We start from the raw sequence: 22,241 nt of genomic DNA on the forward strand, positions 1-22,241 counted from the left end.
TCGCCTGCCGTAGGCCGGATTACGTTCCACCACGGCTCGACCGGTTCACGACTCGGCCTTGCGGTGCACCCGCGCGACCCAGTCCGCCGGTTTGGCGATCTCCGCCTTGGTCGGCAGGGTGTTCGGGGAGGTCCACACCCGGTTGAAGCCGTCCATGCCGACCTGGTCGACGACGGCCCGCACGAAGCGTTCCCCGTCGCGGTACTGCCGGAGTTTGGCGTCCAGGCCGAGCAGTTTGCGCAGGGTCATGTCCAGCCGGGAGGCACCCTTGGCGCGCCGCTGCTGGAACTTCTCGCGGATCTCGGCGACGGTCGGTACGACCGCGGGTCCCACGCCGTCCATGACGAAGTCGGCATGGCCCTCGAGGAGGGACATGACGGCGGTGAGCCGGCCGAGGATCTCGCGCTGGGCGGGGGTCTGCACCAGTTCGACGAACGACCGTCCGCCGTCGTCCTCCTCGGCCTCGGGGCGGCTCCCGGCGAGGGACTGGGCGGCGTCGCGGATGCGCTCCAGGACGGTCATCGGGTCGACGTCGGTCTCCTGCAGGAACGACTGGATCTCGCCCTCCAGGTGGGCGCGCAGCCAGGGCACCGCCGAGAACTGGGTGCGGTGCGTCTCCTCGTGCAGGCACACCCACAGGCGGAAGTCGTGGGGCTTGACGTCGAGTTCGCGCTCCACGTGGACGATGTTCGGGGCGACGAGCAGCAGTCGGCCGCCGCCGTGCTCGTCCGCCGGGAGGTCGCGGGAGGCTGGGGCGAAGGTCTCGTACTGGCCGAGGACCCGGGAGGACAGGAACGACAGCAGCATGCCGAGTTCCACGCCGGTGACCTTGCCGCCGACCGCGCCGAGGACCGCGCCGCCCGGGGTGCCGGCCCGCCGCTCCTGCATCTTGTCGAGCAGCGGTTTGAGGAGTTCCCGGAACCCGGCGACGTTCGCCTTCACCCAGCCGGGCCTGTCCACCACCAGGACGGGTGTGTCGTGGACGTCGTCGGTCCCCATCCGGGTGAAACCCCGGACGTGCTCCTCCGACGCCTTCGCGTGCCGTCGCAGCTCCGCGACGATGGCCCGGGCCTCGTCGCGGCTCACCTCGGGGCCCGGCCGCACGAGCCGGGTCGCGGTCGCCACCGCGAGATTCCAGTCGACCATCCCTGAAGAAGCAGCGCCACCGATGCTCGTCATGCGTCAACCGTACGTGAGCGGTCCCACTTGGGGCAGGCCATGGGGATTCGCGGTGCGGGAGGGGCGCGTGGCGGTACGTCAGCCGCAGCCCGCCAGGGCCGTCGCCGTCCGGTCCAGTGCCTCCTGGGCCGCCTCCGGGTTCGTCGTGTTGGACGTCAGGAAAGCGAAGGCCAGCAGGCGGCCGTCCTTGTCGACGACGGTGCCCGCAAGGGTGTTGACGCCGGTCAGGGTGCCGGTCTTGGCGCGTACGAAGCCTGCCGCGCCGTTCGTGTACCGGCTGGTCAGGGTGCCCGTGAAGCCGGCCACGGGGAGTCCGGTGAGGACCGGGCGCAGGCCCGGCCGGTCCGCGTCGGCGGCCTTGGCGAGGAGGGCGGTGAGGAGGTCCGCCGTGAGCCGGTCGTCGCGGTTGAGGCCGCTGCCGTCGTGGAAGGCGGCGCCGGTCATCGGCAGCCCCAGCCTGGTGAGCTGGGCGTCGATGGCGGCCGCTCCGCCGTCGAAGCTCGCCGGCCGGCCGCTCGCCAGCGCGGTCTGGCGGGCCAGGGCCTCGGCGATGTCGTTGTCGCTGTTGGTCAGCATGCGTTCGACGATCGAGGACAGCGGGGGCGAGGAGACGGTGGCGAGGGTGGCGGCCCGGCCGCTCGCCTTGGAGGTGCCGGGGGACGAGGTCTTGATGCCGGCGTCCGCGAGGAAGCCCGCGAACTTCTGCGCCGCGTCGGCCGCCGGATCGCTCACCCGGGCCGCCGGGCCGTTGCTGGAGCCGTCGGTGCGGCCCTCGTCGGCCATGAGGGGGCTCACGCGCGTGAGGTTGTCGTTGACGCCGATGGGGTGCAGGTCGGGGCCGGTGTAGAGCGTGGTGTCGTACGAGAGCGTGATCTGCCTGATGCCGCGCGTGGTCAGCGCTTTGGCCGTCTGGGCGGCCAGAGTGCGCAGACCGGCCCAGCCGTCCGCGTTCTGGCGGGCGGTGAGGGTGGGGTCGCCGCCGCCGACCAGGACGACCTCCCTGGTGCCGGGTTCGAGGGCCACGCGCGTGGTGAAGCGGTGGTCGGGGCCGAGGGCGGAGAGGGCGGCGACGGCGGTGGCGATCTTGGTGGTGGAGGCGGGTGTGAGGGGCGTGTCGGCGCCGGTGCCGTAGAGGCGCCTGCCGGTGGCCACGTCGACGACCACGGCGGTACGGGTGGTGCCGAGCGCCGAGGCGCCCAGGAGGGGCCCCAGAACGCCCGTGAGGGCCGTTCCGGAGGTTCCGGCGGCCGTTCCGGTGGGCGCCGACTTCACGGTGTTCATGGCCGCGCCCAGGCCCGTCAGGACGGATCCGGCGCTGGGGGCGGGGCTGGGCTCGCCGTCGGCTGTGACGGAGTCCGCACCGGAGCCGTGATCTGCGCCACCCGTCCGCTCCAGGGCGGCGGCCCGGTCCCGCTCGGCCGTACGCTGACCGTCGGCGTCCCAGGGGCCCGCCGCGGTCACCACACCGGCGGCCAGCGCGAGCCCGGCCGTGGCGGCGCCCGCGGTGTACTGCCAGGTCCTGAGGGTCCGAAGCCGAGGAGGGCGAGGGGCACGAGGGAGGCGGACCAGGGTGGCCAGCCGGGGTCCGGTCGCGCGCGTGACGCGTGCGAGCTGCGGCCCCACTGCCCCACTCAACCGTTTGACCTGCGGTTTCGTGGCGGTCGCAAGGCGTGCCAGACGCGGTCGCACGGCACCCGCGATCTTCCGCATATGCGGTTTCGCGGACTGCCACGGCCTCAGCTCTGGCACGACCACCAGCCCCTTTCGCGATCACACACCAGCGTGAGGGACACTTAACCACCAGAACTATGTGTTGATCATGGAGGAGCCACCGGTGGAGTTCGACGTCACGATCGAGATCCCGAAGGGTTCGCGGAACAAGTACGAGGTGGACCACGAGACCGGTCGGATCCGCCTCGACCGTCGTCTCTTCACCTCGACCGCCTACCCGACCGACTACGGCTTCGTCGAGAACACTCTCGGCGAGGACGGCGACCCGCTGGACGCGCTGGTCATCCTGGACGAGCCGACGTTCCCGGGCTGCCTGATCAAGTGCCGCGCCATCGGCATGTTCCGGATGACGGACGAGGCCGGCGGCGACGACAAGCTGCTGTGCGTTCCGGCCACCGACCCGCGGGTGGAGCACCTGCGCGACATCCACCACGTGTCGGAGTTCGACCGCCTGGAGATCCAGCACTTCTTCGAGGTCTACAAGGACCTGGAGCCCGGCAAGTCCGTCGAGGGCGCCAACTGGGTGGGCCGCACCGACGCCGAGGTCGAGATCGAGCGGTCGTACAAGCGCTTCAAGGAGCAGGGCGGTCACTGAGACCACCCCGGTATGCCGTAACCGGGAGACGGGCCGCACGCACGCGTGGGGCCCGTTTTTCGTGTCCGCCGGGCGGCCATGCTCATACTGAGCCCTACGTAGAGATGTCGTTCAGGGAGCGTTACGACGGTGACGGAGGCGGAGGACCGCAAGCCCCGGTCGGACGAGGCACGGTACGACCCGGAGATCACGTCCGAGTTCGCCGTTCCGGAGGGCATCGCGGTCCCCGAGGGCGACGCCGAGCCGGAGACCACGTCCGAGTTCGCCGTGCCGAAGGGCCTGGCGGCGCCGCAGCCGGTCGGGGGCGAACCGGAGGGGTCGGCGTTCAGCGTGCCGAGCACCTACAGCGCCCACGACGCCCCGCCCGTCTTCACGCCCGCCTCCGGGTTTCCCGCCGTCAGTCTGGTCAAGGACGCGCCCTGGCAGGACCGGATGCGCACGATGCTGCGCATGCCGGTGGCCGAGCGGCCGGCGCTGGAGCCGGTGCCGAAGGCCGAGGAGGGCGGTCCCGCCGTCCCGCGCGTGCTCGACCTGACGCTGCGTATCGGTGAGTTGCTGCTGGCGGGCGGCGAGGGCGCGGAGGACGTGGAGGCCGCGATGTTCGCGGTCTGCCGCTCCTACGGCCTCGACCGGTGCGAGCCGAACGTCACCTTCACGCTGCTCGCCATCTCCTACCAGCCCTCGCTCGTCGAAGACCCCGTGACCGCGTCCCGGACGGTGCGGCGGCGCGGGACCGACTACACGCGCCTCGCGGCCGTCTTCCGGCTCGTGGACGACCTCACCGACCCTGAGGCCCATGTCTCCCTGGAGGAGGCCTACCGGCGGCTCGCGGTGATCCGCCGCAACCGGCACCCGTACCCCGGCTGGGCGCTGACCGCCGCGAGCGGGCTGCTCGCCGGGGCCGCCTCCGTGCTGGTCGGCGGTGACTTCCTCGTGTTCGTCGCGGCCGCGATCGGCGCGATGCTCGGCGACCGGCTGGCGTGGCTGTGCGCGGGGCGGGGGCTGCCGGAGTTCTACCAGTTCATGATCGCCGCGATGCCGCCGGCCGCGATCGGGGTCGGGTTCTCGCTCGCCCACGTCGACGTCGCGGCGTCCGCCGTCGTCACCGGTGGGCTGTTCGCGCTGCTGCCCGGACGGGCGCTGGTCGCGGGTGTCCAGGACGGGCTGACCGGCTTCTACATCACCGCGTCCGCGCGGCTGCTGGAGGTCATGTACTTCTTCGTCGGCATCGTCATCGGGGTGCTGACGATCCTTTACTTCGGAGTGAAGCTCGGCGGCAGCCTCAACCCCGATGTGGCGCTCGGCGTCTCCGAGCGTCCGCTGATCCAGATCGCCGCGTCGATGGTGCTGTCGCTGACCTTCGCGGTGCTGCTCCAGCAGGAACGATCCACCGTGCTGGCCGTCACCCTCAACGGCGGTGTGGCGTGGTCGGTCTACGGTGCGATGCACTACACCGGGGGTATCTCACCGGTCGCCTCCACGGCCGTCGCGGCGGGGCTCGTGGGGTTGTTCGGGCAGCTGCTGTCCCGGTTCCGGTTCGCTTCCGCACTGCCGTACACGACGGCGGCGATCGGGCCGCTGCTGCCCGGGTCGGCGACCTATTTCGGGCTGCTGTCGATGGCTCAGAACGAGGTCGACAAGGGGCTGGTGTCGCTGGCCAAGGCGGCGTCCTTGGCCATGGCGATCGCCATCGGGGTCAACCTGGGGTCGGAGATCTCCCGGTTGACCCTGCGGGTGGGGTCGGCGGGGAAGCGGCGCGCCGCGAAGCGGACGAGGGGTTTCTGAGCGCCTACTGGGCAGGGACCTCGGCCGGGACGGCGGCTGCGGGTCGTGTGTGGTTGCTCGCGCCCACGCGGCGGTAGCCGCAAATTCAATACAGCCCCGCGCGCCCCTGAAGGGGCGCGTCACCTCACGGCGCTTGGTAGTGGTCCTCGTTGTACGGGTACTGCTGCTGGCCGTAGCCGTTCTGGCTGTAGCCGCCCTGGTCGTAACCGTTCTGGCCGTAGTACGGCTGCTGCTGCCCGTACTGCTGTTGCTGCTGCCCGTACTGCTGCTGGCCGTACTGCTGCTGGGGCTGCTGCGGGACGTACTGCTGCTGCGGCTGCTCGTAGGTCGGCTCGATCCTGCGGAGCTGGGTCGTCGCGTCGTCCATCACCGGGGCAGCCGGGGGCGCCGGGTGCGTCGGGTGCTGCTGGAGCGGTTCCTGCGCCGCCGCCTTCTTGCTCTTCGAGCGGGCCCGCAGGAACTCGATGGCGATCGGGACGACCGAGACGAGGACGATCAGTATCAGGATCGCCTCGATGTTGTTCTTGACGAAGTCGATCTTGCCGAGCCAGGAGCCGAGCAGGGTGACGCCGGCGCCCCAGAGGACACCGCCGATGACGTTGAACGTCAGGAACGAGCGGTACTTCATGCCGCTGACGCCGGCGATGATCGGCGTGAACGTGCGGATCACGGGCACGAAGCGGGCCAGGACCAGGGACTTCGGGCCGTACTTCTCGAAGAACTCGTGCGCTTTCTCGACGTTCTCCTGCTTGAAGAGGCGGGAGTCCGGGCGGTTGAAGAGCGACGGGCCGACCTTCTTGCCGAACATGAAGCCCGCCTGGTCGCCGAGGACCGCGGCGACGCAGATCAGGGCGACGGCGCCCCACAGGGGGAAGTCCATCTGGTGCGAGGTGATCAGCAGGCCGCAGGTGAACAGGAGGGAGTCACCCGGGAGGAAGAAACCGATCAGGAGTCCGGACTCGGCGAAGACGACCAGGAGCAGGCCCCAGATGCCGAACGAGTCGAGAAGGTTGTTCGGATCCATCCAGCTCGGGCCGAGGGCGAGCGTCATCGCGGTTCCGGTCGTCACGGTTCCGGGCTCCTGAGGGGTGAGGGCACTACGCGTTCCTTGTGCGGGCGCACAAAGCTATCAACGGAATGTGTCCGTCCCAGGTTCCACCGGTGGATCCAGGATGCACTGTGGCCGGCCTGGGGAAAGGCTGTGGACATGGGCATCGAGGAGTACGGCGGCGGTCAGGGACCCCAGTCCGATGTGCTGGTGGTCACCACGAACGACGTTCCCGGGTACCGGGTGCGGGAGGTCATCGGCGAGGTCTTCGGGCTGACCGTGCGCTCCCGGCACCTGGGCAGCCAGATCGGCGCGGGCCTGAAGTCGATGATCGGCGGTGAGCTGAGGGGCCTGACGAAAACGCTCGTGCAGACCCGCAACCAGGCCATGGAGCGGCTGGTCGAGCAGGCACGCGCGCGTGGTGCCAACGCCGTGCTGGCCTTCCGGTTCGACGTGACCGAGGCGGCGGACGCGGGGACCGAGGTGTGCGCGTACGGCACCGCCGTCGTCATCGACAAGCAGTAGCCGAGGGCCCGGTCAGGCGGTGTGCCGTGCGGCGTTCGCGTCGATGGCCTCCTTCAGGTGCTCGGCCAGGCCCGGTGCCATCGCGTCGTAGAACGCCTTGAAACGCTCGTCGGCGATGTACATCTCGCCGAGGCCGCGGTGCATGTCGTACGGGCAGTCGTAGAACCATGCCGAGATGTGCAGGCGGTGTTCCTCGGCCATGTCCATGGCCCGTTCACCGGCCGGCGGCTCGGCCTCGGCCACCAGGGCGGCGTAACGCTCGCTCCAGTCGTCGACCTCGGCCTTCATGCGCTGCCAGTCGGCCTTGGTGTAGCGGGCCGCGCGGCGCTGCGACTCGGCGTAGGCCTCGGTGCCGCCCCAGCGCTGCTCGGCCTCCTCGGCGTACTGGTCCGGGTCCTTGTCGCCGAAGACCTCGAAGCGTTCCTCGGGGGTGAGGTTGATGCCCATTCTGCGTGCCTCCATGGCGTGCTCCACGGCCTCGGCCATCTTCTGCAGCTTCTCGATCCGGGCGGTCAGCAGGTCGTGCTGCCGGCGCAGGTGTGCGCGCGGGTCCGCGTCCGGATCGTCGAGCAGGACCGCGACCTCGTCGAGCGGGAAGCCGAGCTCCCGGTAGAACAGGATCCGCTGGAGCCGGTCGAGGTCGGCGTCGCCGTAGCGCCGGTGCCCGGCGGTGCTGCGCCCGCCCGGGACCAGCAGGCCGATCTCGTCGTAGTGGTGCAGGGTGCGCACGGTGACCCCGGCGAATCCGGCGACCTGTCCTATGGAGTAGCTCACTTCCGCTCCTTTCCGCGCTCCACCCTGGGGCCTCACGCCGCGTGAGGTGCAAGCCCGTTCCACTCGGCAGCCTTCAGGATGTTGTGTCTGTTTTGCCCGCTTATGGTGGGCCCGTGGCCCAGGACACCGCGCAGCAGGCGCTCCCCACCCCGCCCGCGGCCCCCGCGCGTGCCCTGCTGCCGCTGATCCTGCCCTCCGTGATCGTCGGCGTCTGCAGCAGCCTGCTGTTCGTGCTGGTGAGCTCGCTGGCCGGACGGTTGCAGAACGTGCTGTGGCACAACCTGCCGGACGCGCTGGGCATCGGGCGGTACTCGGTGCTGTGGATGCTGGTGATGCTGACCGGGACCGGGATCGCGGTGGGGCTGGTGGTGTGGAAGGTGCCGGGGCACGCGGGACCCGATCCGGCCACCCTGGGCCTGGAGGCGGTGGCGCTGCCGCCGGCCGTGCTGCCGGGCCTGGTGCTGGCGACCGTACTGATGCTGGCGGGCGGGCCGAGCCTCGGCCCCGAGAACCCGCTGATCGCCGTCAACGTCGGGCTCGCACTGTGGCTGGGGCGCCTCGCGATGCCCCGGCTGCCGGGCTCGCTGTGGCCCGCGCTGGCCGACGCGGCGACGCTGGGCGCGCTGTTCGGGACACCGGTGGGGGCGGCCCTGGTGATCTCCGAGGCGCTGGCCGGGAAGCCGCTGAAGGGAGCGCTGTGGGACAACCTCTTCGGGCCGCTGGCGGCCGCCGGAGCGGGCTCGATGACGACCGCCCTGGTGGCCCGTCCGTCCCTCGACATCGGTCTGCCCGTGCTCACCCGGACCCGCTGGCCCGACCTGCTGTCGGTCCTGGTGATCGCCCCCGCGGCCGCGCTGCTCGGCATGTGCGCGGTCTACGCCTTCCCGTACGTCCACTCAGCCTTCGGGCGCCTGAGGCACCCCATGCTGATCCTTCCGGCCGGCGGGGTCGTCCTCGGCCTTCTGGGGGCACTGGGCGGCCCCCTGACGCTCTTCAAGGGGCTGGACGAGGTCGGGGACCTGGCGAAGAACCCGGAGGGCTGGACGGCCGGGCAGTTCGCCGTGATGACGGTCGTCAAACTGACCGCACTGCTGGTGGCCGCCGCCTGCGGTTTCCGCGGTGGCCGGATCTTTCCCTCGGTTTTCATCGGCGCCGCCCTCGGGCTGTGCGCCCACGCCCTGGTGCCCGCCGTCCAGCCCTCGGTGGGCGTGGCGGCAGGTGTATTGGGCATGCTGTTGGCCGTCACCCGGCAGGGCTGGGTGAGCCTGTTCACGGCCGCGGTGCTCGTGGCCTCGCCGGTGATGCTCGCCCTGCTGTGCACGGCGTCGCTCCCGGCCTGGCTGCTGGTGACCGGTCGGCCGAAGATGCAGTTGCGGGCGGACGGTACGGCCCTGCGCTGACCCTTGTGAAAACTCCCAGGAGGCACCACTCATGCCGCTCCACAAAGGTTCCGAGAAGCACCAGGAACGACCGCTGTCCGTCAACCCGTTCTTCGGTGAGGCGAACCCGGTCGGCGGCATGGCCGAGGCCCCGCCCACACACCGGCTGCCGGACACCCCGCTGCCGCCCACGACCGCGTATCAACTGGTCCATGACGAGCTGATGCTGGACGGCAACGCACGGCTGAATCTGGCCACCTTCGTCACCACCTGGATGGAACCGCAGGCCGGGCACCTGATGGCGGAGTGCACGGACAAGAACATGATCGACAAGGACGAGTACCCGCGCACCGCCGAACTGGAGCGGCGCTGTGTGGTGATGCTCGCCGACCTGTGGAACGCGCCGGATCCGGCCGCCGCCATCGGCTGTTCGACGACCGGTTCCAGCGAGGCCTGCATGCTGGCCGGAATGGCGCTGAAGCGCCGCTGGATGCAGCGCAACGCCGACCGCTATCCGGGCTCTGCGCGCCCGAACCTGATCATGGGCATCAACGTGCAGGTCTGCTGGGAGAAGTTCTGCAACTTCTGGGAGGTGGAGGCCCGGTTCGTCCCCATGGACGGCGACCGCTACCACCTCGACCCGCAGGCCGCCGCCGACCTGTGCGACGAGAACACCATCGGGGTCGTCGGCATCCTCGGCTCCACCTTCGACGGGTCGTACGAGCCGATCGCCGACCTCTGCGCGGCCCTGGACGCCCTTCAGGAGCGCACCGGGATCGACGTCCCGGTCCATGTGGACGGCGCCTCGGGCGGGATGATCGCGCCCTTCCTCGACGAGGACCTGGTGTGGGACTTCCGCCTCCCGCGCGTGTCGTCGATCAACACCTCGGGGCACAAGTACGGCCTGGTCTACCCGGGCGTCGGCTGGGCGCTGTGGCGGGACAAGGAGGCGCTGCCCGAGGAACTCGTCTTCCGGGTCAACTACCTGGGCGGCGACATGCCCACCTTCGCCCTCAACTTCTCCCGCCCCGGCGCCCAGGTGGTCGCGCAGTACTACACGTTCCTGCGGCTCGGCCGGGACGGCTACCGCGCGGTGCAGCAGTGCTCGCGGGACGTGGCCACCGGGCTCGCCGAACGCATCGGGGCTCTCGGCGACTTCCGGCTGCTGACCAGGGGCGACGAGCTTCCCGTGTTCGCCTTCACCACCGCCGACCACGTGACGTCGTACGACGTCTTCGACGTCTCCCGGCGGCTGCGCGAGAGCGGCTGGCTGGTGCCCGCGTACACCTTCCCGGCGAACCGGGAGGACCTGTCCGTGCTGCGGGTGGTGTGCCGCAACGGCTTCTCGAAGGACCTGGCCGAGCTGTTCCTGGCGGACCTGACCCGGCTGCTCCCCGAACTGCGCCGCCAGCCGCATCCGTTGATCCGGGACAAGGAGGCGGCGACCGGCTTCCACCACTAGGGGCCGCTAGGAGGCCCGCTCCAGTTCCACCAGCTCGAAGGCCGTCTTGCCGTCCAGGGACTCGCGGATGATGTCGGCGTGGCCCGCGTGCCGGGCGGTCTCGCGGATCAGGTGGAGGCAGACCCAGCGCATGGAGACGCTGCCCTCCGGGAACCAGGGGGCCTTGGGGAGCGGGAAGCTGTCATCGAGGCTGGGGACCGAGCGGATGAACTTCTCGGTCTCGGCGGCGACCTGCTCCCAGTAGGCGAGTTGGGAGGCCACCGTCTCGTCGCCGACCAGCTGGAAGGTCTCGTGCCAGTTCGACTGGTCGCGCTCGGTGGCCGGCGGTTCCTGCTTGGCGCGGGCGATCCAGCTCTGCTCGACCTCGGCGACATGCTTGAGCAGGCCGGACAGTGACAGCTCGCTCGCGCTGGGCTTGCTCGCCGCCTGCTCGTCGGTCAGGCCGAGCAGCGCCCGGCGGATACCGCCGCGCTGTTCCTCGATGAAGGAGAGCAGTGCTCCGCGCTCGTCGCCCTGTGCTTCCGCGGGAACGTGGGTGACCATGGTCGGCCGCCTTTCCTCGGGTCGTGTTTCCCTGACACGACCGAAGCTACGGGCCCTTTAGGACAGGTGGCGTCCTAAAGGGCCCGGGCCGCCGAACCGGGTTTCCCGGTCAGAACGGGAAGCCGCTCCGGCCGTGCTGTACCGAGATCCACTTCAGGGTGGTGAAGGCCTCCAGGGTCGTCTCGCCGTTCAGGCGGCCGATGCCGGAGTGCTTCTCGCCGCCGAAGGGGACGAGGGGCTCGTCGTGGACGGTGCCGTCGTTGACGTGGAACATGCCGGTGTCGATCTGCTTGGCGAAGGCCACGCCCCGCTCGATGTCCCCGGTGTGGACGGCGCCGCTCAGGCCGTACGGGGTGTCGTTGACGATGCGTACGGCCTCCTCCTCGCCGTCGAAGGGGATGAGGAAGGCGACCGGGCCGAAGACCTCCTGGCGGAGCAGGTCGGAGCCGGCGGGGACGCCGGTGAGGACCGAGGGCTCGACCAGGTTGTCGGTGGTGGTGCCGTGCAGCAGGGCCGTGCCGCCCTCGGCGACGGCCTGCTCTACGGTGGCCGAAATCGACTCCGCCTGCTGGGAGTTGATCACCGGGCCGATGATGGTCTGCGGGTCGCGCGGGTCGCCGGACTTGAGGGTGCGCACCTTGGCGACGAACTTCTCGGTGAAGACGTCCGCGATCGAGCGGTCCACCAGCACGCGGTTGGCGGCCATGCAGACCTGGCCCTGGTGGACGTACCGGCTGAAGACCGCCGCGTCGACCGCGTAGTCGATGTCGGCGTCGTCGAGGACCACGATCGCGCTGTTGCCGCCCAGTTCGAGCACCGAGCGCTTGAAGAGCGAGGCGCAGACGGTGGCCACGTGCCGGCCGACCTTGTCGGAGCCGGTGAAGGAGATGACCTTGGGGATCGGGTGCTCGATGAAGGCGTCGCCGATCTCCGCGATGTCGGTGACGACCACGTTGAGCAGTCCGCCCGGCAGACCCGCGTCCTCGAAGATCTTCGCGACCAGGGTGCCACCCACGATGGGGGTGTTCTGGTGCGGCTTGAGGACCACGGCGTTGCCGACCGCGAGCGCCGGGGCGACCGACTTGATCGACAGCAGGAAGGGGAAGTTGAAGGGGCTGATCACGCCCACGACACCGACCGGCACGCGGTAGACGCGGTTCTCCTTGCCGTCCACCGGCGAGGGCAGGATCCGGCCCTCGGGGCGCAGCGCCCACTGGATCGACTCGCGCAGGAACTCCTTGGCGAGGTGGAGTTCGAAGCCGGCCTTCAGATGCGTGCCGCCGAGCTCCGCGATGATCGCCTCGGTGATCTCCGCCTCGCGCTCCTCGATGAGGCGCAGGGCCTTCTCGAAGACGGCACGGCGGGCGTAGGGGTTGGTGGCGGCCCACTCCTTCTGGGCGCGCGCGGCGGCCTGGTAGGCCTGATCTATCTCCTCGACCGCGGCTATGGTGATCGACGCCAGCTTCTCGCCGTCGTACGGGTTGAAGTCGATGATGTCCCAGGAACCGGTCCCCGGGCGCCACTCACCGTCGATGTACTGCTGGGCCAGGTCGGTGAAATAGGACGACAATGTGATCCCTCGATCCCCTGCTGCGACGGCAGTCGATGCGGACACCCGGTCCACACCCACATCACGGTCTGATCACGCGTCATGCTACTGGCGTCACAAGGGAGTTGGGGCATCAGTTCGATGATCTAGGGGAATCCCCAGGTGCATCGATATATCTACGACAGCTGCAACAGCCCCCGCAGCAGGTCCCGGCTCTCGTCCGGTCCCGGGCTGTCCTGCTGGAGCTCCTTCAGTGCGTGCTCGTACTGGGCCACGTCCTCGCGCTTGTCCAGATAGAGGGCGCTGGTGAGCTGCTCCAGGTAGACCACGTCGGAGAGGTCCGACTCCGGGAAGCTCAGGATCGTGAAGGCGCCGCCCTCCCCGGAGTGGCCGCCGAAGCTGAACGGCATGATCTGGAGCCGTACGTTGGACCGCTCGGAGATCTCGACGAGATGCTGGAGCTGGCCGCGCATCACCTCGCGGTCGCCATAGGGCCGGCGCAGGGCGGCCTCGTCCAGGACGATGTGGAAGTCGGGTGCGTTTTCGGACACCAGGTACTTCTGCCGCTCCATGCGCAGCGTGACCCGGCGTTCGACATCGGCCTCGCTGGCACCCTTCATACCGCGGCGCACCACCGCTCGCGCGTAGTCCTCGGTCTGGAGGAGGCCGTGGACGAACTGCACCTCGTAGGCCCGGATCAGATGCGCCGCGCCCTCCAGGCCGACATAGGTGGGGAACCAGCTCGGCAGGACGTCCGAGTAACTGTGCCACCAGCCAGCCACGTTGGCCTCCCGGGCGAGGGAGAGGAGCTGCTCGCGCTCCGCCTCGTCGGTGATGCCGTACAGCGTCAGCAGGTCTTCCACGTCCCTGGTCTTGAAGCTCACCCGGCCCAGCTCCATGCGGCTGATCTTGGACTCGGAGGCGCGGATCGAGTACCCCGCGGCTTCGCGGGTGATCCCCCGGGCCTCGCGCAGCCGCCTGAGTTGCGAGCCGAGCAGCATTCGCCGCACCACCGATCCGGGCTCTCCCGCGCTCACGTTCGCCAGCCTCCCCAACCGTCTTCAGGGCCCGCAGTCTGCCACTAAAACACTTCGAGCAGTACTCGTCCGGTTACGGAAACGGAAAGAGGCCAAAGTCTAAGCACAGGAACTTGCAAGCAGGTAGTAAGCCAAGGATGCAAAGTTGGCGGAAAAAATGGCCAACAAGCGGTACGGGAGGGTCCAATTCGGTCGCGTGCACGTGCATCTGCCCTTGCATCTGCTGTGCGCATCCGAAACCATGGTCTCGCGCCACCGCTGCATCGCAACGACCGCGAATTCCCGGGAGTGCCTCGCATGGGGACGAATGGATCGACCATGCTCAAGCCATTACGGCAGGGCCTTCCGCCGCTTGATCCCGCGGCCGTGTCCAACGCCGCCTCCTGCGCCCTGCCCGCCCGCTACGAAGCGGTGCGCGAAGCCCGGTCGTTCACCCGCAGAACCCTCGACCAGTGGGACGTCGGCGACCGCTTCGACGACGTCTGCCTCGTCGTGTCGGAGCTCGTCACCAACGCCCTGCGGCACGCGGTGCCCGGTGAGACCGACTGCCTCGCCGCGCCGCAGGCACCGGCCGTGCGGCTGCACCTGATGCGGTGGACGGAGCGGCTGGTGTGCGCGGTGCGCGACCCCAGCCACGAGACCCCGGCCCCCGGTGACTCGGACGACTTCTCGGCGGAGTCGGGCCGCGGGCTGTTCCTGGTCGAGTCCTTCAGCGACAGCTGGGGCTGGCATCCGCTGGCCGGCACCCTCAACGGCAAGGTCGTGTGGGCGCTGTTCCGGCTCCAGCCCGGCGAGTAGCCGACCCGGCGTCTTCGGACGCCGGGTTTCTACGCGCGTTACCGTGCGTTGTGCCGCGAATGCACCGTGTTGCCCTGAGTATGGCCGCCGTCAGCTCACGATCAGGTGGTCGAACTCGCCGTCCTTGACACCGAGCAGCATCGCCTCGATCTCGGCGCGCGTGTAGACGAGCGCCGGCCCTTCCGGGAAGCGCGAGTTGCGGACCGCCACGTCACCGCCCGGCAGCCGGGCGAACTCGACGCAGGAACCCTGCGAGTTGCTGTGCCTGCTCTTCTGCCAGGCGACTCCGTCCAGCTGCGTGGCAGCCATGCCGTTGTACACGTCAAACCCCTCGTACACGCCGTCAACGTCGAGGTCCACAGGTCGCTCCCCGGTGGTGCACTAACTGGCTGATGTGACCAGTGATGCCGTGGTCAACTGACCCGGATCATAACCCTGTTCATGTGCAGATGCATGAGCAGATGCACGTGCACGCGGGGTGTTCCTGCGGTTACAGCTTTGACGTCCGCTTTACTCAACCCGTTCCAGCGTCTGCCCCAGAGCTCGCATGACATGCGATCGCCAGCCCCCGCCCATGATCTTGCGCGCGATCATCTGCGCAGGATCGTCCGGATCGAACCCCTCATGTACTAGGAACAGACGCGTACCGCGGCCCTCGTGTTCCAGCGTCCATGTGATGGTCCAGTGAGCGAGATTGGCCGGATCGGGATCGGACCACTGGACGGACAGCGTCCGCTCCGGGTCGTAGGAGAGAACCTGCACGTCGACCACACCGGAGAAGCGGGTGCCCGGACGCGGGACCGAGGTCATCCGGTACCGGTGGCCGACCTCGAGACGGAAGTTCTCCGCACCCGGCATCTGCCACTGCACGAGCAGTTCCGGTTCGGTGAGGGCACGCCAGACCTTCGCGGGCGGATGCGGAAGGAACTGGTCCACGCGGATGGTGGTCAGGTCGTCGTCGCCGGGGCCGCCATCGCCGGGGCCGTCACCGTCGGGGGTGCGCTCGTTCGTCATGGCTGCTCATCGTCCGGCATCCGGTCGAGCAGCGCGCCGAGATCCTTCAACCGGTCGCGCCAGAACCGCTCGTACGGGTGGAGCCAGTCCTGCAGGTCGGCGAGGGGCGCCGGCTCCAGGCGGTAGATACGCTGCCGGCCGGAGCGCTGCTCGGAGACGAGACCGGCCGCCCGGAGCACCTTCAGATGTTCCGAGAGGCTGGGGCGGCGCATGTCGAAGTGGTCGGCCAGGGCCTGGACCGGCTGGGGCCCGCCGTCGCGCAGCAGTCGCAGCACCTCACGCCGGGTGGCGTTGGCGAGCGCGGCGAAGACCCGGTCCTCGACCCCCTCGGCGGCGCCGGTCGCGGTCATGCCGGGTCCTCCCCTATCGCAGGTCCTCCGTGAGCAGCATCAGACCGTTGCCGTCCGGGTCCCGGAAGGAGGCCATCCGGCCCCACGGGAACTCGTCCGGACCGTGCACGTCGGTGCCCGCCTCGGCGAGCCGTGCGCAGTCCGCGTCGACATCGGTCGTCACCAACATGATCCCCCGAGCCGAACCGGGCTCGAAATCGCCCATCCCCGGGCCGGAGAGCGTGAAGACGGTCTGCGCACCCCTGGGCGCGACCTGGAGCCAGCGCCCCGGGGGCGTCTCCAGGTCCGCGGCGACCTCGAAACCGAGGACGTCCCGGTAGAAGCGCAGGGCGCGGTCCTGGTCGGCGACGGGGAGGGTGATGAAGGAGGCGTGCGTGATGTGCGTGGACATGCACAGGAGGATAGGTAGGTGTTTCCCTACCAGTCAAACGTAGGGAAACACCTACGCATCCGGCGCGCGAGCACCAGGCCCACAGCGGATGCCTACCTGACGTACGCAGATCCTCCTGGGGAGTCCTGGTAGCTTGCCGCTGTCGTTCGGGCGGCCGGGCGACCGACCGGCTAGGGCTGGCTAGAGCTTGGGAGCGTTGCGGTGACTACGGCTACGGCTACGGCAGGTACGGAGACGGCTTCGACCGAGGTGCGCGGCGCCTCGGCCCTGGCGCCCGCGGGGCCGGGCGTACGGCCGACCGGGCATATGCCCGTACGGATCGGAGCCGCCGTGGCGGGGCTGGTGGGCGCGCTCGCGCTGACCGCGTGCAGCGGCTCCGACAGCGACTCCTCGGCGAGCCCGTCGCGGACGACGTCCGCGGCCGCGACCGCCAGTGCCGGGTCGGAGAGTGCCACGACCTCGGCCGATGTGCTGCAGGGCAGCTGGATCACCACGAGCGGCGGCAAGATCGTCGCGCTGGTGGTCACCGGTAAGTCCGCCGGGCTCTTCGAGACCGGCGGCGCCGTGTGCAGCGGTACCGCAGGCGAGGAGGCCGGGATGCGGATGATCCACCTCAGCTGCACGGACGGCAACAAGAACCGGGCCACCGGAATGGTCGACTCGGTCAACAAGAGCGGTATGAAGGTCACCTGGTCCGGAAAGACGGGCGAGGAGACCTACACCAAGGCGGAGGGCGGCAAACTGCCGTCGGGGCTGCCGACGGCAGGCCTTGGGCAATAGGGCCGCACGGTGATCGTCGCCCGCTCCCGCCGACGCACACGAAGCGTTGGGAACACGCCGTGAAGCGGTCAAGAACGGGGGCGGGCGAGCGGGACCCGGGCGGGGGCGTGATGATGCTGGGATACCGTCACGACCTCGATGGGGATCTATCTCATGCGCGCCATTCCGCTCACCGTCACGGCCCTCGCCGCCGCTCTCGCCCTGACCGCCTGCAGCAACAGCAGTAGCGGCGGCAGTAACAGCAGCAGCTCCAGCAGCAAGAACGGCTCGACCTGCGAGATCGGCAAGGTCTCCGTCCAGGTCGGCTCCGCGAGCGTCGCGCCGACCGCGGGCGACAGCGGCGAGGTGCCCGTGAGCATCACGAACCAGAGCGCGCCGTGCACACTGGACGGTTTCGCCGGCGTCACGCTGAAGGCGGGCGGCACGTCCGCCTCCCTCTCCTCGCTGTCCGGCGCGAAGAACCAGAAGCTCAAGCTCGCCAAGGGCGACTCCGCGACGTTCTCGATCAGCTACGTGCGGGGCAAGGACGGGGACGCGGCGAGCCTCGCGGCCACGTCGATGACGGTGTCCCTGCCGGGGAGCGACGCGGCGCAGAGCTTCCCGTGGAAGTACGGGCCGTTGGCGGGGAAGGGCTCGGCGGAGAAGCCGAACGCGTCGGTGGGGGCGTTCCAGCAGGCCGGCGACTGATTCAGGGGTGGTTCGGTCGGGTTCAGTGATGGTTCGGCCGGGCTGAGGGGCGGTTCGGCCGGGATTCGGCTGGCCGAACGTCGGCGCCGGCCTGGCGCGGGGAGCCTCAGGACAGTTGGGTGCGGGACCGGACCTGCGCCTGGTCCGCCGCCCTGGTCCCCTCCGTCCAGCCCGCCTCGTCGGTCACCCCGCGCAGGCGGGTCGTGGTCGTCTCCGGGAACATCTGCTCCATGCGGCCGGTCACGGCCACCTCCCTGCTCGCCAGTACCGGGAGCAGATCCGCCGCCGCCCCGGTCTCGGCCACGGCCGACTCCGCGGCGGCGGCCAACCGGTCGCCGACGCGGTGGGCGTAGGCCGCCAGGAACGACTGGCGGAAGGTCTTGGTCCGTCTGCGGCCGCCCGCGCGCTGCGCCGCCTCCGCCTTCGTCATCGCGTGCGTGGCCTGCACCAGCAGCGAGGTGTAGAGCAGTTCGACCGCCTCCAGGTCCGCCTCGAAGCCGACGACCGTGGAGAAGGCCAGCGGCTCGTTCCACACCGCCCGGCAGTGGTTGGCCGTGGCGACCGCGTCCAGCAGCACCGCCTTGGCCTGCTCGTACGGCGGCTCGACCCCCAGCCGGCAGGCTCCGGGCGAGTCCGGCGCGGGCGCCCCGGCGGCGAGCAGCGCCTCGTCGACGCTGTGCCGTGCCATCAGCTCCTGCGCCTTGGCGCTGAGCGCCTCCGCCTCCTCCGGGTAGCCGGTCGCCTCTGCCTTGGCGAGCAGCGCGCGTATCCGGGTCAGCATGCGGGACTCCGGCCGGTGCGCGTCCGCACGGGGGCCGGGCTCGTCGAGGGGCTCCAGGGCGGGCAGCCGCAGCAGCAGCCGGTACAGCTCCAGGACTGCGGTGGCGTGCGAGAAACGGTCGCCCACGCGCGCGTGGCCGTCCGGCAGCGTGTCGAGCTGGGCCTTCCAGCGCGGGCCGCGCGGCCGGTCGTCCGGCACCTGCGCCCGGATCAGCCCCGCGGCGAGGCCCACATGCGGATCGTCCAGCTCGCGCCGCACCAGCCGTACGACGTCGGCGGGCTGCCAGCCGCGCCGCCAGGCCGCCGCGACGAACTCCCGGCCCCGGCGCGCGAGTTCCGCGTCCGCGCCGGAGTCGGCCGCGAGCAGGGAGGCGCCCGTGTCGAGGCCGGAGTCGGTGTCGTCGTACAGGGCCGTCCGGAAGGCCCGGTCGACGGTGCTGGGATCGGTGCTGGTCACACGTCGATCGTGCCATGCGCCGCCGACAACGCGCGGCGGCCGTCCACACCCTGTGGACAACTGTCCGACGCCACTCCGTCTCAGGTGCCGAAATCCGTTCGCACGCGCGTGAGGCGGCACCAAGCATGCTGGGCATGGTGGACACGTCTCTCTACGCGGCCTTCCTTGTCGCCGCCTTCGCGCTCTGCGTCACCCCCGGACCCGACATGATGTTCATCGTGGCGGTGGGCGCCCGGGGCGGCCCGCTGACCGGGGTGACCGCCGCCGTGGGGGTCGCGTGCGCGATGTTCGTGCACTCGGTCGCCGCCGCGCTCGGTCTGTCGGCTCTGTTCCTGACCCTGCCGACGCTGTACCACGTGCTGCGCTGGGCGGGCGCGGCCTATCTGCTGTACCTCGCGGTCAAGGCGTTCCGCAGCGGCGGCGGCCCGGTCGAGGCGGACGCCACGGCGGACCCGGGGCGGCGGCGGGCCTTCTGGCGAGGCGCGGTCACCAATCTCCTCAACCCGAAGGTGATCCTTTTCAACGTCTCCTTCCTCCCGCAGTTCGTGAACCCCGAACTGGGCCACATACGCGAGCAGTTCCTCGTCCTGGGCAGCACGATCACGGTCATGGGCGTGTTCGTCGACGGCTCGGTCGGGCTCCTCTCCGGGAAGCTCGGCGCGCTGCTGGCCCGCAGCCGGCGCGTTTCCAGGGGGCTGGACTACTTCAGCGGGACGGTGTTCGCGGGCCTGGCGGTACGGCTGGCGGCGACCCCGAAGTAGATGTGTCAACCCAAGGTTGACACCACCGGGGTGTCAACCTACGGTTGACACATGGCGACCAACCCGAACATCACGGCATCCGTACGCCTCGACGACCTGATCGCGGCGATCAAGAAGGTGCACCCCGAACCCCTCGACCAGCTCCAGGACGCGGTGATCGCCGCCGACCACCTGGGCGACGTGGCCGACCATCTGATCGGGCACTTCGTCGACCAGGCGCGGCGCTCGGGCGCGTCCTGGACCGACATCGGCAAGAGCATGGGCGTGACCCGGCAGGCGGCACAGAAGCGGTTCGTGCCGAAGGAGTCGGCCGACCTCGACCCCAACCAGGGCTTCAGCCGCTACACCCCCCGCGCGCGGAACGTGGTCATGGCGGCCCACAACGAGGCGCTCGCGGCGCGCAACCCGGAGGGCCGCCCCGAACACCTGGTGCTCGGGCTGCTGGCCGAGCCCGATGGCATCGCGGCGAAGGCGATCCTCGCGCAGGGCGTCCTGCTCGACACCGTGCGCCAGGCGGCGACGGCCGCGCTCCCGCCGGCCGCGGACGACGTCCCCGACCTCGTCCCCTACGGTCCCGAGGCCAAGAAGGCCCTCGAACTCACCTTCCGCGAGGCGCTGCGCCTCGGCCACAACTATGTCGGCACCGAGCACCTGCTGCTGGCCCTCCTGGAACACGAGAACGGCGAAGGCGTCCTGAACGGCCTCGGCATCACCAAGCCCGCGACCGAGAAGTACATCGCCAAGGTGCTGGCCCTGTGGGCGGACCAGCAGAAGGCCGCGACGGAAGCCGCGGGCGCGGCCGAGGACCCGGAGTAGCCGGGCAGGTCCGGACCCGACCGGCCCGGACCTGCCCCGACCTGCCCGCTCGAAACGGCAAACTCGCAGGTCAAGGCCATTGTCAGTGGTGCCTGCCAGACTCGCTGCATGACCGACCGGTGGGCGCTCGCTCCGGCCGAGGACGGCGGCGTGGATGTCGCCCCCCTCGGTCCGGACGGGCTGCCCGTCGGGCCGGTGCGGCGGGAGCCCGATCTCGCCGGGGCGGTCAGGGGCCGCCCGGAGGTGACGCGCTGGGTGTGGCGGTCGACCGCCGAGGTCTATCCGCGTCTGCTCGCCACGGGGGTGCGAGTGGAGCGGTGTTACGACATCGAGGACGCCGAGACACTGCTGCTGGGCCACGAGGGACGGCTGGGTGAGCCACGCTCGGCCGCCGCTGCCCTGGCCCGCCTCCGCGGCGGCCCCGTACCGCCCGATCCACCACAGCGGGCGGCCGAGCCGGGCGCGCAGTCCCCGCTCTTCGAGCCGGAGGGCAGCGCCCGTCTGACGCTCGACGAAATCCTGGCGGTCTACGCCGAGCAGCAGCGCCGCCACGACCGGGCCGAACACCCGGACCGGATGCGGCTGCTGACCGCGTCGGAGTCGGCGGGGATGCTGGTCGCCGCCGAGATGAACCGCGCGGGCCTGCCGTGGAGCGCCGAGGTCCACCGCGAGCTGCTGCGCGAACTGCTCGGCGAGCGGTACGCGGGTGGTGGTGAACCGCGCCGGCTGGCCGAGCTGGCGGACGAGGTGTCGGCCGCGTTCGGCAGGCGGGTGCGCCCGGACCTGCCGGCCGATGTGATCAAGGCCTTCGCCCAGGCCGGGATCAAGGTGAAGTCCACCCGCCGCTGGGAGCTCTCCGGCATCGACCACCCGGCCGTGAAACCGCTCCTCGAATACAAGAAGCTGTACCGGATCTGGGTGGCCCACGGCTGGACCTGGCTCCAGGACTGGGTGCGGGACGGCCGGTTCCGGCCCGAGTTCCACGCGGGCGGCACGGTCACCGGGCGCTGGGTGACCAACGGCGGCGGCGCCCTGCAGATCCCCAAGGTCATCCGGCGGGCCGCGGTCGCCGACCCCGGCTGGCGGCTGGTCGTCGCCGACGCCGACCAGATGGAGCCGCGCGTGCTCGCGGCGATCTCCCGCGACCCCGGGCTGATGGAGGTCGCGGGCCGGGAGACCGACCTCTACCAGTCCGTCTCCGACCGCGCGTTCTCCGGCGACCGCGCACAGGCGAAGCTCGCCGTCCTCGGCGCGGTCTACGGCCAGACCTCCGGCGACGGCCTGAAGAACCTGGCCGCACTCAGACGCCGCTTCCCCCGGGCGGTGGCGTACGTCGACGACGCGGCGCGGGCCGGCGAGGAGGGCCGGCTGGTGCGGACCTGGCTGGGCCGGACCTGTCCGCCGGCGGCCGGGGCCGGCGACGGCACCGAGGAGGCGGGGATGCCCCAGGAGGAGCCGGAGGAGCAGCCCGCCGACGGCTGGGTGCCGGGGTACGCCTCCAGCAACTCCCGTGCCAGAGGCCGCTTCGCCCGCAACTTCGTCGTCCAGGGCAGCGCCGCCGACTGGGCTCTGCTGATGCTCGCGGCACTTCGCCGGACCTGCGCGGACATGGCCGCCGAGCTGGTCTTCTTCCAGCACGACGAGGTGATCGTGCACTGTCCCGAGGAGGAGACCGAGGCGATCGTGGCGGCGATCCGGGAGGCGGCCGACCTGGCGGGACGGCTGACATTCGGAAAGACCCCGGTCAGATTCCCGTTCACGACGGCGGTGGTGGAGTGCTACGCCGACGCGAAGTGACCG

At 70.5% G+C, this 22,241-nt stretch carries 23 protein-coding genes; 11 read left to right on the forward strand and 12 right to left on the reverse strand.

Going from position 1 to position 22,241, the window contains the following annotated elements; genetic code table 11:
* Nucleotides 1-45: 45 nt before the first annotated feature.
* Nucleotides 46-1,179 (reverse strand): zinc-dependent metalloprotease, encoded by a 1,134-nt coding sequence (locus tag ACIRR9_RS45070; RefSeq protein ID WP_316780070.1) that lies wholly within the window; start codon nucleotides 1,177-1,179, stop codon nucleotides 46-48.
* 78 nt (nucleotides 1,180-1,257) lie between these two features.
* Nucleotides 1,258-2,889: a D-alanyl-D-alanine carboxypeptidase/D-alanyl-D-alanine-endopeptidase gene (gene dacB / locus ACIRR9_RS45075; RefSeq protein WP_403764817.1), complete on the reverse strand. Its 1,632-nt coding sequence runs from the start codon at nucleotides 2,887-2,889 to the stop codon at nucleotides 1,258-1,260.
* 124 nt (nucleotides 2,890-3,013) lie between these two features.
* Between dacB and ACIRR9_RS45080 the strand changes: the two genes are divergently transcribed.
* Together ACIRR9_RS45080 and ACIRR9_RS45085 are read left to right on the forward strand one after the other, a co-directional pair.
* Nucleotides 3,014-3,505 (forward strand): inorganic diphosphatase, encoded by a 492-nt coding sequence (locus tag ACIRR9_RS45080; RefSeq protein ID WP_046730908.1) that lies wholly within the window; start codon nucleotides 3,014-3,016, stop codon nucleotides 3,503-3,505.
* Between the two features lie 129 nt (nucleotides 3,506-3,634).
* Nucleotides 3,635-5,290, forward strand: coding sequence for a threonine/serine exporter ThrE family protein (locus tag ACIRR9_RS45085; RefSeq protein ID WP_403764779.1), 1,656 nt, complete (start codon nucleotides 3,635-3,637; stop codon nucleotides 5,288-5,290).
* A 124-nt stretch (nucleotides 5,291-5,414) separates the two neighbouring features.
* Here ACIRR9_RS45085 and ACIRR9_RS45090 read toward each other — a convergent pair whose 3' ends face one another.
* Complete coding sequence (locus ACIRR9_RS45090) at nucleotides 5,415-6,341, reverse strand: DedA family protein (protein WP_403764819.1); 927 nt, start codon at nucleotides 6,339-6,341, stop codon at nucleotides 5,415-5,417.
* Nucleotides 6,342-6,497: 156 nt separating this feature from the next.
* On the opposite strand from ACIRR9_RS45090, the gene ACIRR9_RS45095 reads away from it, so the two are divergent.
* The gene (locus tag ACIRR9_RS45095; RefSeq protein WP_365338631.1) at nucleotides 6,498-6,863 is read left to right on the forward strand and encodes a YbjQ family protein; all 366 of its coding nucleotides are present in this window, start codon (nucleotides 6,498-6,500) and stop codon (nucleotides 6,861-6,863) included.
* 12 nt (nucleotides 6,864-6,875) lie between these two features.
* Here the strand turns inward: ACIRR9_RS45095 and ACIRR9_RS45100 are convergent, their stop codons facing one another.
* Nucleotides 6,876-7,637 carry a MerR family transcriptional regulator gene (locus tag ACIRR9_RS45100; RefSeq protein WP_365338633.1) on the reverse strand — a complete coding sequence of 254 codons (762 nt, stop codon included), beginning with the start codon at nucleotides 7,635-7,637 and terminating at the stop codon, nucleotides 6,876-6,878.
* Nucleotides 7,638-7,750: 113 nt separating this feature from the next.
* Here ACIRR9_RS45100 and ACIRR9_RS45105 point away from each other — a divergent pair, with 113 nt between their 5' ends.
* Nucleotides 7,751-9,037 carry an ion channel protein gene (locus ACIRR9_RS45105; protein ID WP_403764782.1) on the forward strand — a complete coding sequence of 429 codons (1,287 nt, stop codon included), beginning with the start codon at nucleotides 7,751-7,753 and terminating at the stop codon, nucleotides 9,035-9,037.
* A 31-nt stretch (nucleotides 9,038-9,068) separates the two neighbouring features.
* Complete coding sequence (locus ACIRR9_RS45110) at nucleotides 9,069-10,478, forward strand: glutamate decarboxylase (RefSeq protein WP_403764784.1); 1,410 nt, start codon at nucleotides 9,069-9,071, stop codon at nucleotides 10,476-10,478.
* Between the two features lie 6 nt (nucleotides 10,479-10,484).
* Here ACIRR9_RS45110 and ACIRR9_RS45115 read toward each other — a convergent pair whose 3' ends face one another.
* The 3 genes from ACIRR9_RS45115 to ACIRR9_RS45125 all read right to left on the reverse strand — a co-directional run bounded on the left by ACIRR9_RS45115 (nucleotide 10,485) and on the right by ACIRR9_RS45125 (nucleotide 13,571).
* Nucleotides 10,485-11,021, reverse strand: a complete 537-nt coding sequence (locus tag ACIRR9_RS45115) for a DinB family protein (protein ID WP_403764786.1) — start codon at nucleotides 11,019-11,021, stop codon at nucleotides 10,485-10,487.
* Between the two features lie 109 nt (nucleotides 11,022-11,130).
* Nucleotides 11,131-12,591, reverse strand: coding sequence for an aldehyde dehydrogenase family protein (locus tag ACIRR9_RS45120; RefSeq protein WP_403764788.1), 1,461 nt, complete (start codon nucleotides 12,589-12,591; stop codon nucleotides 11,131-11,133).
* Between the two features lie 155 nt (nucleotides 12,592-12,746).
* Nucleotides 12,747-13,571 (reverse strand): helix-turn-helix transcriptional regulator, encoded by an 825-nt coding sequence (locus ACIRR9_RS45125; protein ID WP_365338768.1) that lies wholly within the window; start codon nucleotides 13,569-13,571, stop codon nucleotides 12,747-12,749.
* A gap of 354 nt (nucleotides 13,572-13,925) precedes the next feature.
* Here ACIRR9_RS45125 and ACIRR9_RS45130 point away from each other — a divergent pair, with 354 nt between their 5' ends.
* Nucleotides 13,926-14,405, forward strand: a complete 480-nt coding sequence (locus ACIRR9_RS45130; RefSeq protein ID WP_365338643.1) for an ATP-binding protein — start codon at nucleotides 13,926-13,928, stop codon at nucleotides 14,403-14,405.
* 90 nt (nucleotides 14,406-14,495) lie between these two features.
* Here ACIRR9_RS45130 and ACIRR9_RS45135 read toward each other — a convergent pair whose 3' ends face one another.
* From ACIRR9_RS45135 to ACIRR9_RS45150, 4 genes are all read right to left on the reverse strand, one after another.
* Nucleotides 14,496-14,765 (reverse strand): DUF397 domain-containing protein, encoded by a 270-nt coding sequence (locus ACIRR9_RS45135; protein ID WP_185149204.1) that lies wholly within the window; start codon nucleotides 14,763-14,765, stop codon nucleotides 14,496-14,498.
* Nucleotides 14,766-14,915: 150 nt separating this feature from the next.
* Nucleotides 14,916-15,419 carry an SRPBCC domain-containing protein gene (locus ACIRR9_RS45140; RefSeq protein WP_403764790.1) on the reverse strand — a complete coding sequence of 168 codons (504 nt, stop codon included), beginning with the start codon at nucleotides 15,417-15,419 and terminating at the stop codon, nucleotides 14,916-14,918.
* Complete coding sequence (locus tag ACIRR9_RS45145; protein ID WP_403764792.1) at nucleotides 15,416-15,769, reverse strand: ArsR/SmtB family transcription factor; 354 nt, start codon at nucleotides 15,767-15,769, stop codon at nucleotides 15,416-15,418. The genes ACIRR9_RS45140 and ACIRR9_RS45145 overlap by 4 nt, the downstream gene beginning before the upstream one ends.
* Before the next feature lie 13 nt (nucleotides 15,770-15,782).
* The gene (locus ACIRR9_RS45150) at nucleotides 15,783-16,160 is read right to left on the reverse strand and encodes a VOC family protein (RefSeq protein ID WP_403764794.1); all 378 of its coding nucleotides are present in this window, start codon (nucleotides 16,158-16,160) and stop codon (nucleotides 15,783-15,785) included.
* Between the two features lie 306 nt (nucleotides 16,161-16,466).
* On the opposite strand from ACIRR9_RS45150, the gene ACIRR9_RS45155 reads away from it, so the two are divergent.
* Nucleotides 16,467-16,940 (forward strand): hypothetical protein, encoded by a 474-nt coding sequence (locus ACIRR9_RS45155; protein WP_403764822.1) that lies wholly within the window; start codon nucleotides 16,467-16,469, stop codon nucleotides 16,938-16,940.
* 153 nt (nucleotides 16,941-17,093) lie between these two features.
* Nucleotides 17,094-17,627 carry a DUF4232 domain-containing protein gene (locus tag ACIRR9_RS45160; RefSeq protein WP_403764824.1) on the forward strand — a complete coding sequence of 178 codons (534 nt, stop codon included), beginning with the start codon at nucleotides 17,094-17,096 and terminating at the stop codon, nucleotides 17,625-17,627.
* 106 nt (nucleotides 17,628-17,733) lie between these two features.
* Here the strand turns inward: ACIRR9_RS45160 and ACIRR9_RS45165 are convergent, their stop codons facing one another.
* Entirely contained in the window at nucleotides 17,734-18,864 is a 1,131-nt protein-coding gene (locus ACIRR9_RS45165; protein ID WP_403764796.1) for a DUF2786 domain-containing protein, read from the reverse strand.
* A gap of 134 nt (nucleotides 18,865-18,998) precedes the next feature.
* Here ACIRR9_RS45165 and ACIRR9_RS45170 point away from each other — a divergent pair, with 134 nt between their 5' ends.
* From ACIRR9_RS45170 to ACIRR9_RS45180, 3 genes are all read left to right on the forward strand, one after another.
* Nucleotides 18,999-19,625, forward strand: a complete 627-nt coding sequence (locus tag ACIRR9_RS45170; RefSeq protein WP_403253077.1) for a LysE family translocator — start codon at nucleotides 18,999-19,001, stop codon at nucleotides 19,623-19,625.
* Nucleotides 19,626-19,676: 51 nt separating this feature from the next.
* A complete protein-coding gene (locus ACIRR9_RS45175) occupies nucleotides 19,677-20,441 on the forward strand; it encodes a Clp protease N-terminal domain-containing protein (RefSeq protein WP_403764798.1) in 765 nt (254 codons plus the stop codon).
* Nucleotides 20,442-20,549: 108 nt separating this feature from the next.
* Nucleotides 20,550-22,238: a bifunctional 3'-5' exonuclease/DNA polymerase gene (locus tag ACIRR9_RS45180; RefSeq protein WP_403764800.1), complete on the forward strand. Its 1,689-nt coding sequence runs from the start codon at nucleotides 20,550-20,552 to the stop codon at nucleotides 22,236-22,238.
* Nucleotides 22,239-22,241: the final 3 nt, after the last annotated feature.

Source organism: Streptomyces sp. NPDC101234, from assembly GCF_044767525.1.
In the GTDB taxonomy this organism is placed as follows: Bacteria; Actinomycetota; Actinomycetes; order Streptomycetales; family Streptomycetaceae; genus Streptomyces; species Streptomyces sasae.

Coding starts and splice junctions, on each gene's coding strand:
- ACIRR9_RS45070 (WP_316780070.1), bottom strand. CDS start 1,179: ATGACGAGCATCGGTGGCGCTGCTTCTTCAGGGATGGTCGACTGGAAT.
- dacB (WP_403764817.1), bottom strand. CDS start 2,889: ATGCGGAAGATCGCGGGTGCCGTGCGACCGCGTCTGGCACGCCTTGCG.
- ACIRR9_RS45090 (WP_403764819.1), bottom strand. CDS start 6,341: ATGACGCTCGCCCTCGGCCCGAGCTGGATGGATCCGAACAACCTTCTC.
- ACIRR9_RS45095 (WP_365338631.1), top strand. CDS start 6,498: ATGGGCATCGAGGAGTACGGCGGCGGTCAGGGACCCCAGTCCGATGTG.
- ACIRR9_RS45110 (WP_403764784.1), top strand. CDS start 9,069: ATGCCGCTCCACAAAGGTTCCGAGAAGCACCAGGAACGACCGCTGTCC.
- ACIRR9_RS45115 (WP_403764786.1), bottom strand. CDS start 11,021: ATGGTCACCCACGTTCCCGCGGAAGCACAGGGCGACGAGCGCGGAGCA.
- ACIRR9_RS45125 (WP_365338768.1), bottom strand. CDS start 13,571: ATGCTGCTCGGCTCGCAACTCAGGCGGCTGCGCGAGGCCCGGGGGATC.
- ACIRR9_RS45130 (WP_365338643.1), top strand. CDS start 13,926: ATGCTCAAGCCATTACGGCAGGGCCTTCCGCCGCTTGATCCCGCGGCC.
- ACIRR9_RS45140 (WP_403764790.1), bottom strand. CDS start 15,419: ATGACGAACGAGCGCACCCCCGACGGTGACGGCCCCGGCGATGGCGGC.
- ACIRR9_RS45145 (WP_403764792.1), bottom strand. CDS start 15,769: ATGACCGCGACCGGCGCCGCCGAGGGGGTCGAGGACCGGGTCTTCGCC.
- ACIRR9_RS45150 (WP_403764794.1), bottom strand. CDS start 16,160: ATGTCCACGCACATCACGCACGCCTCCTTCATCACCCTCCCCGTCGCC.
- ACIRR9_RS45155 (WP_403764822.1), top strand. CDS start 16,467: ATGCCCGTACGGATCGGAGCCGCCGTGGCGGGGCTGGTGGGCGCGCTC.
- ACIRR9_RS45160 (WP_403764824.1), top strand. CDS start 17,094: ATGCGCGCCATTCCGCTCACCGTCACGGCCCTCGCCGCCGCTCTCGCC.
- ACIRR9_RS45170 (WP_403253077.1), top strand. CDS start 18,999: ATGGTGGACACGTCTCTCTACGCGGCCTTCCTTGTCGCCGCCTTCGCG.
- ACIRR9_RS45175 (WP_403764798.1), top strand. CDS start 19,677: ATGGCGACCAACCCGAACATCACGGCATCCGTACGCCTCGACGACCTG.
- ACIRR9_RS45180 (WP_403764800.1), top strand. CDS start 20,550: ATGACCGACCGGTGGGCGCTCGCTCCGGCCGAGGACGGCGGCGTGGAT.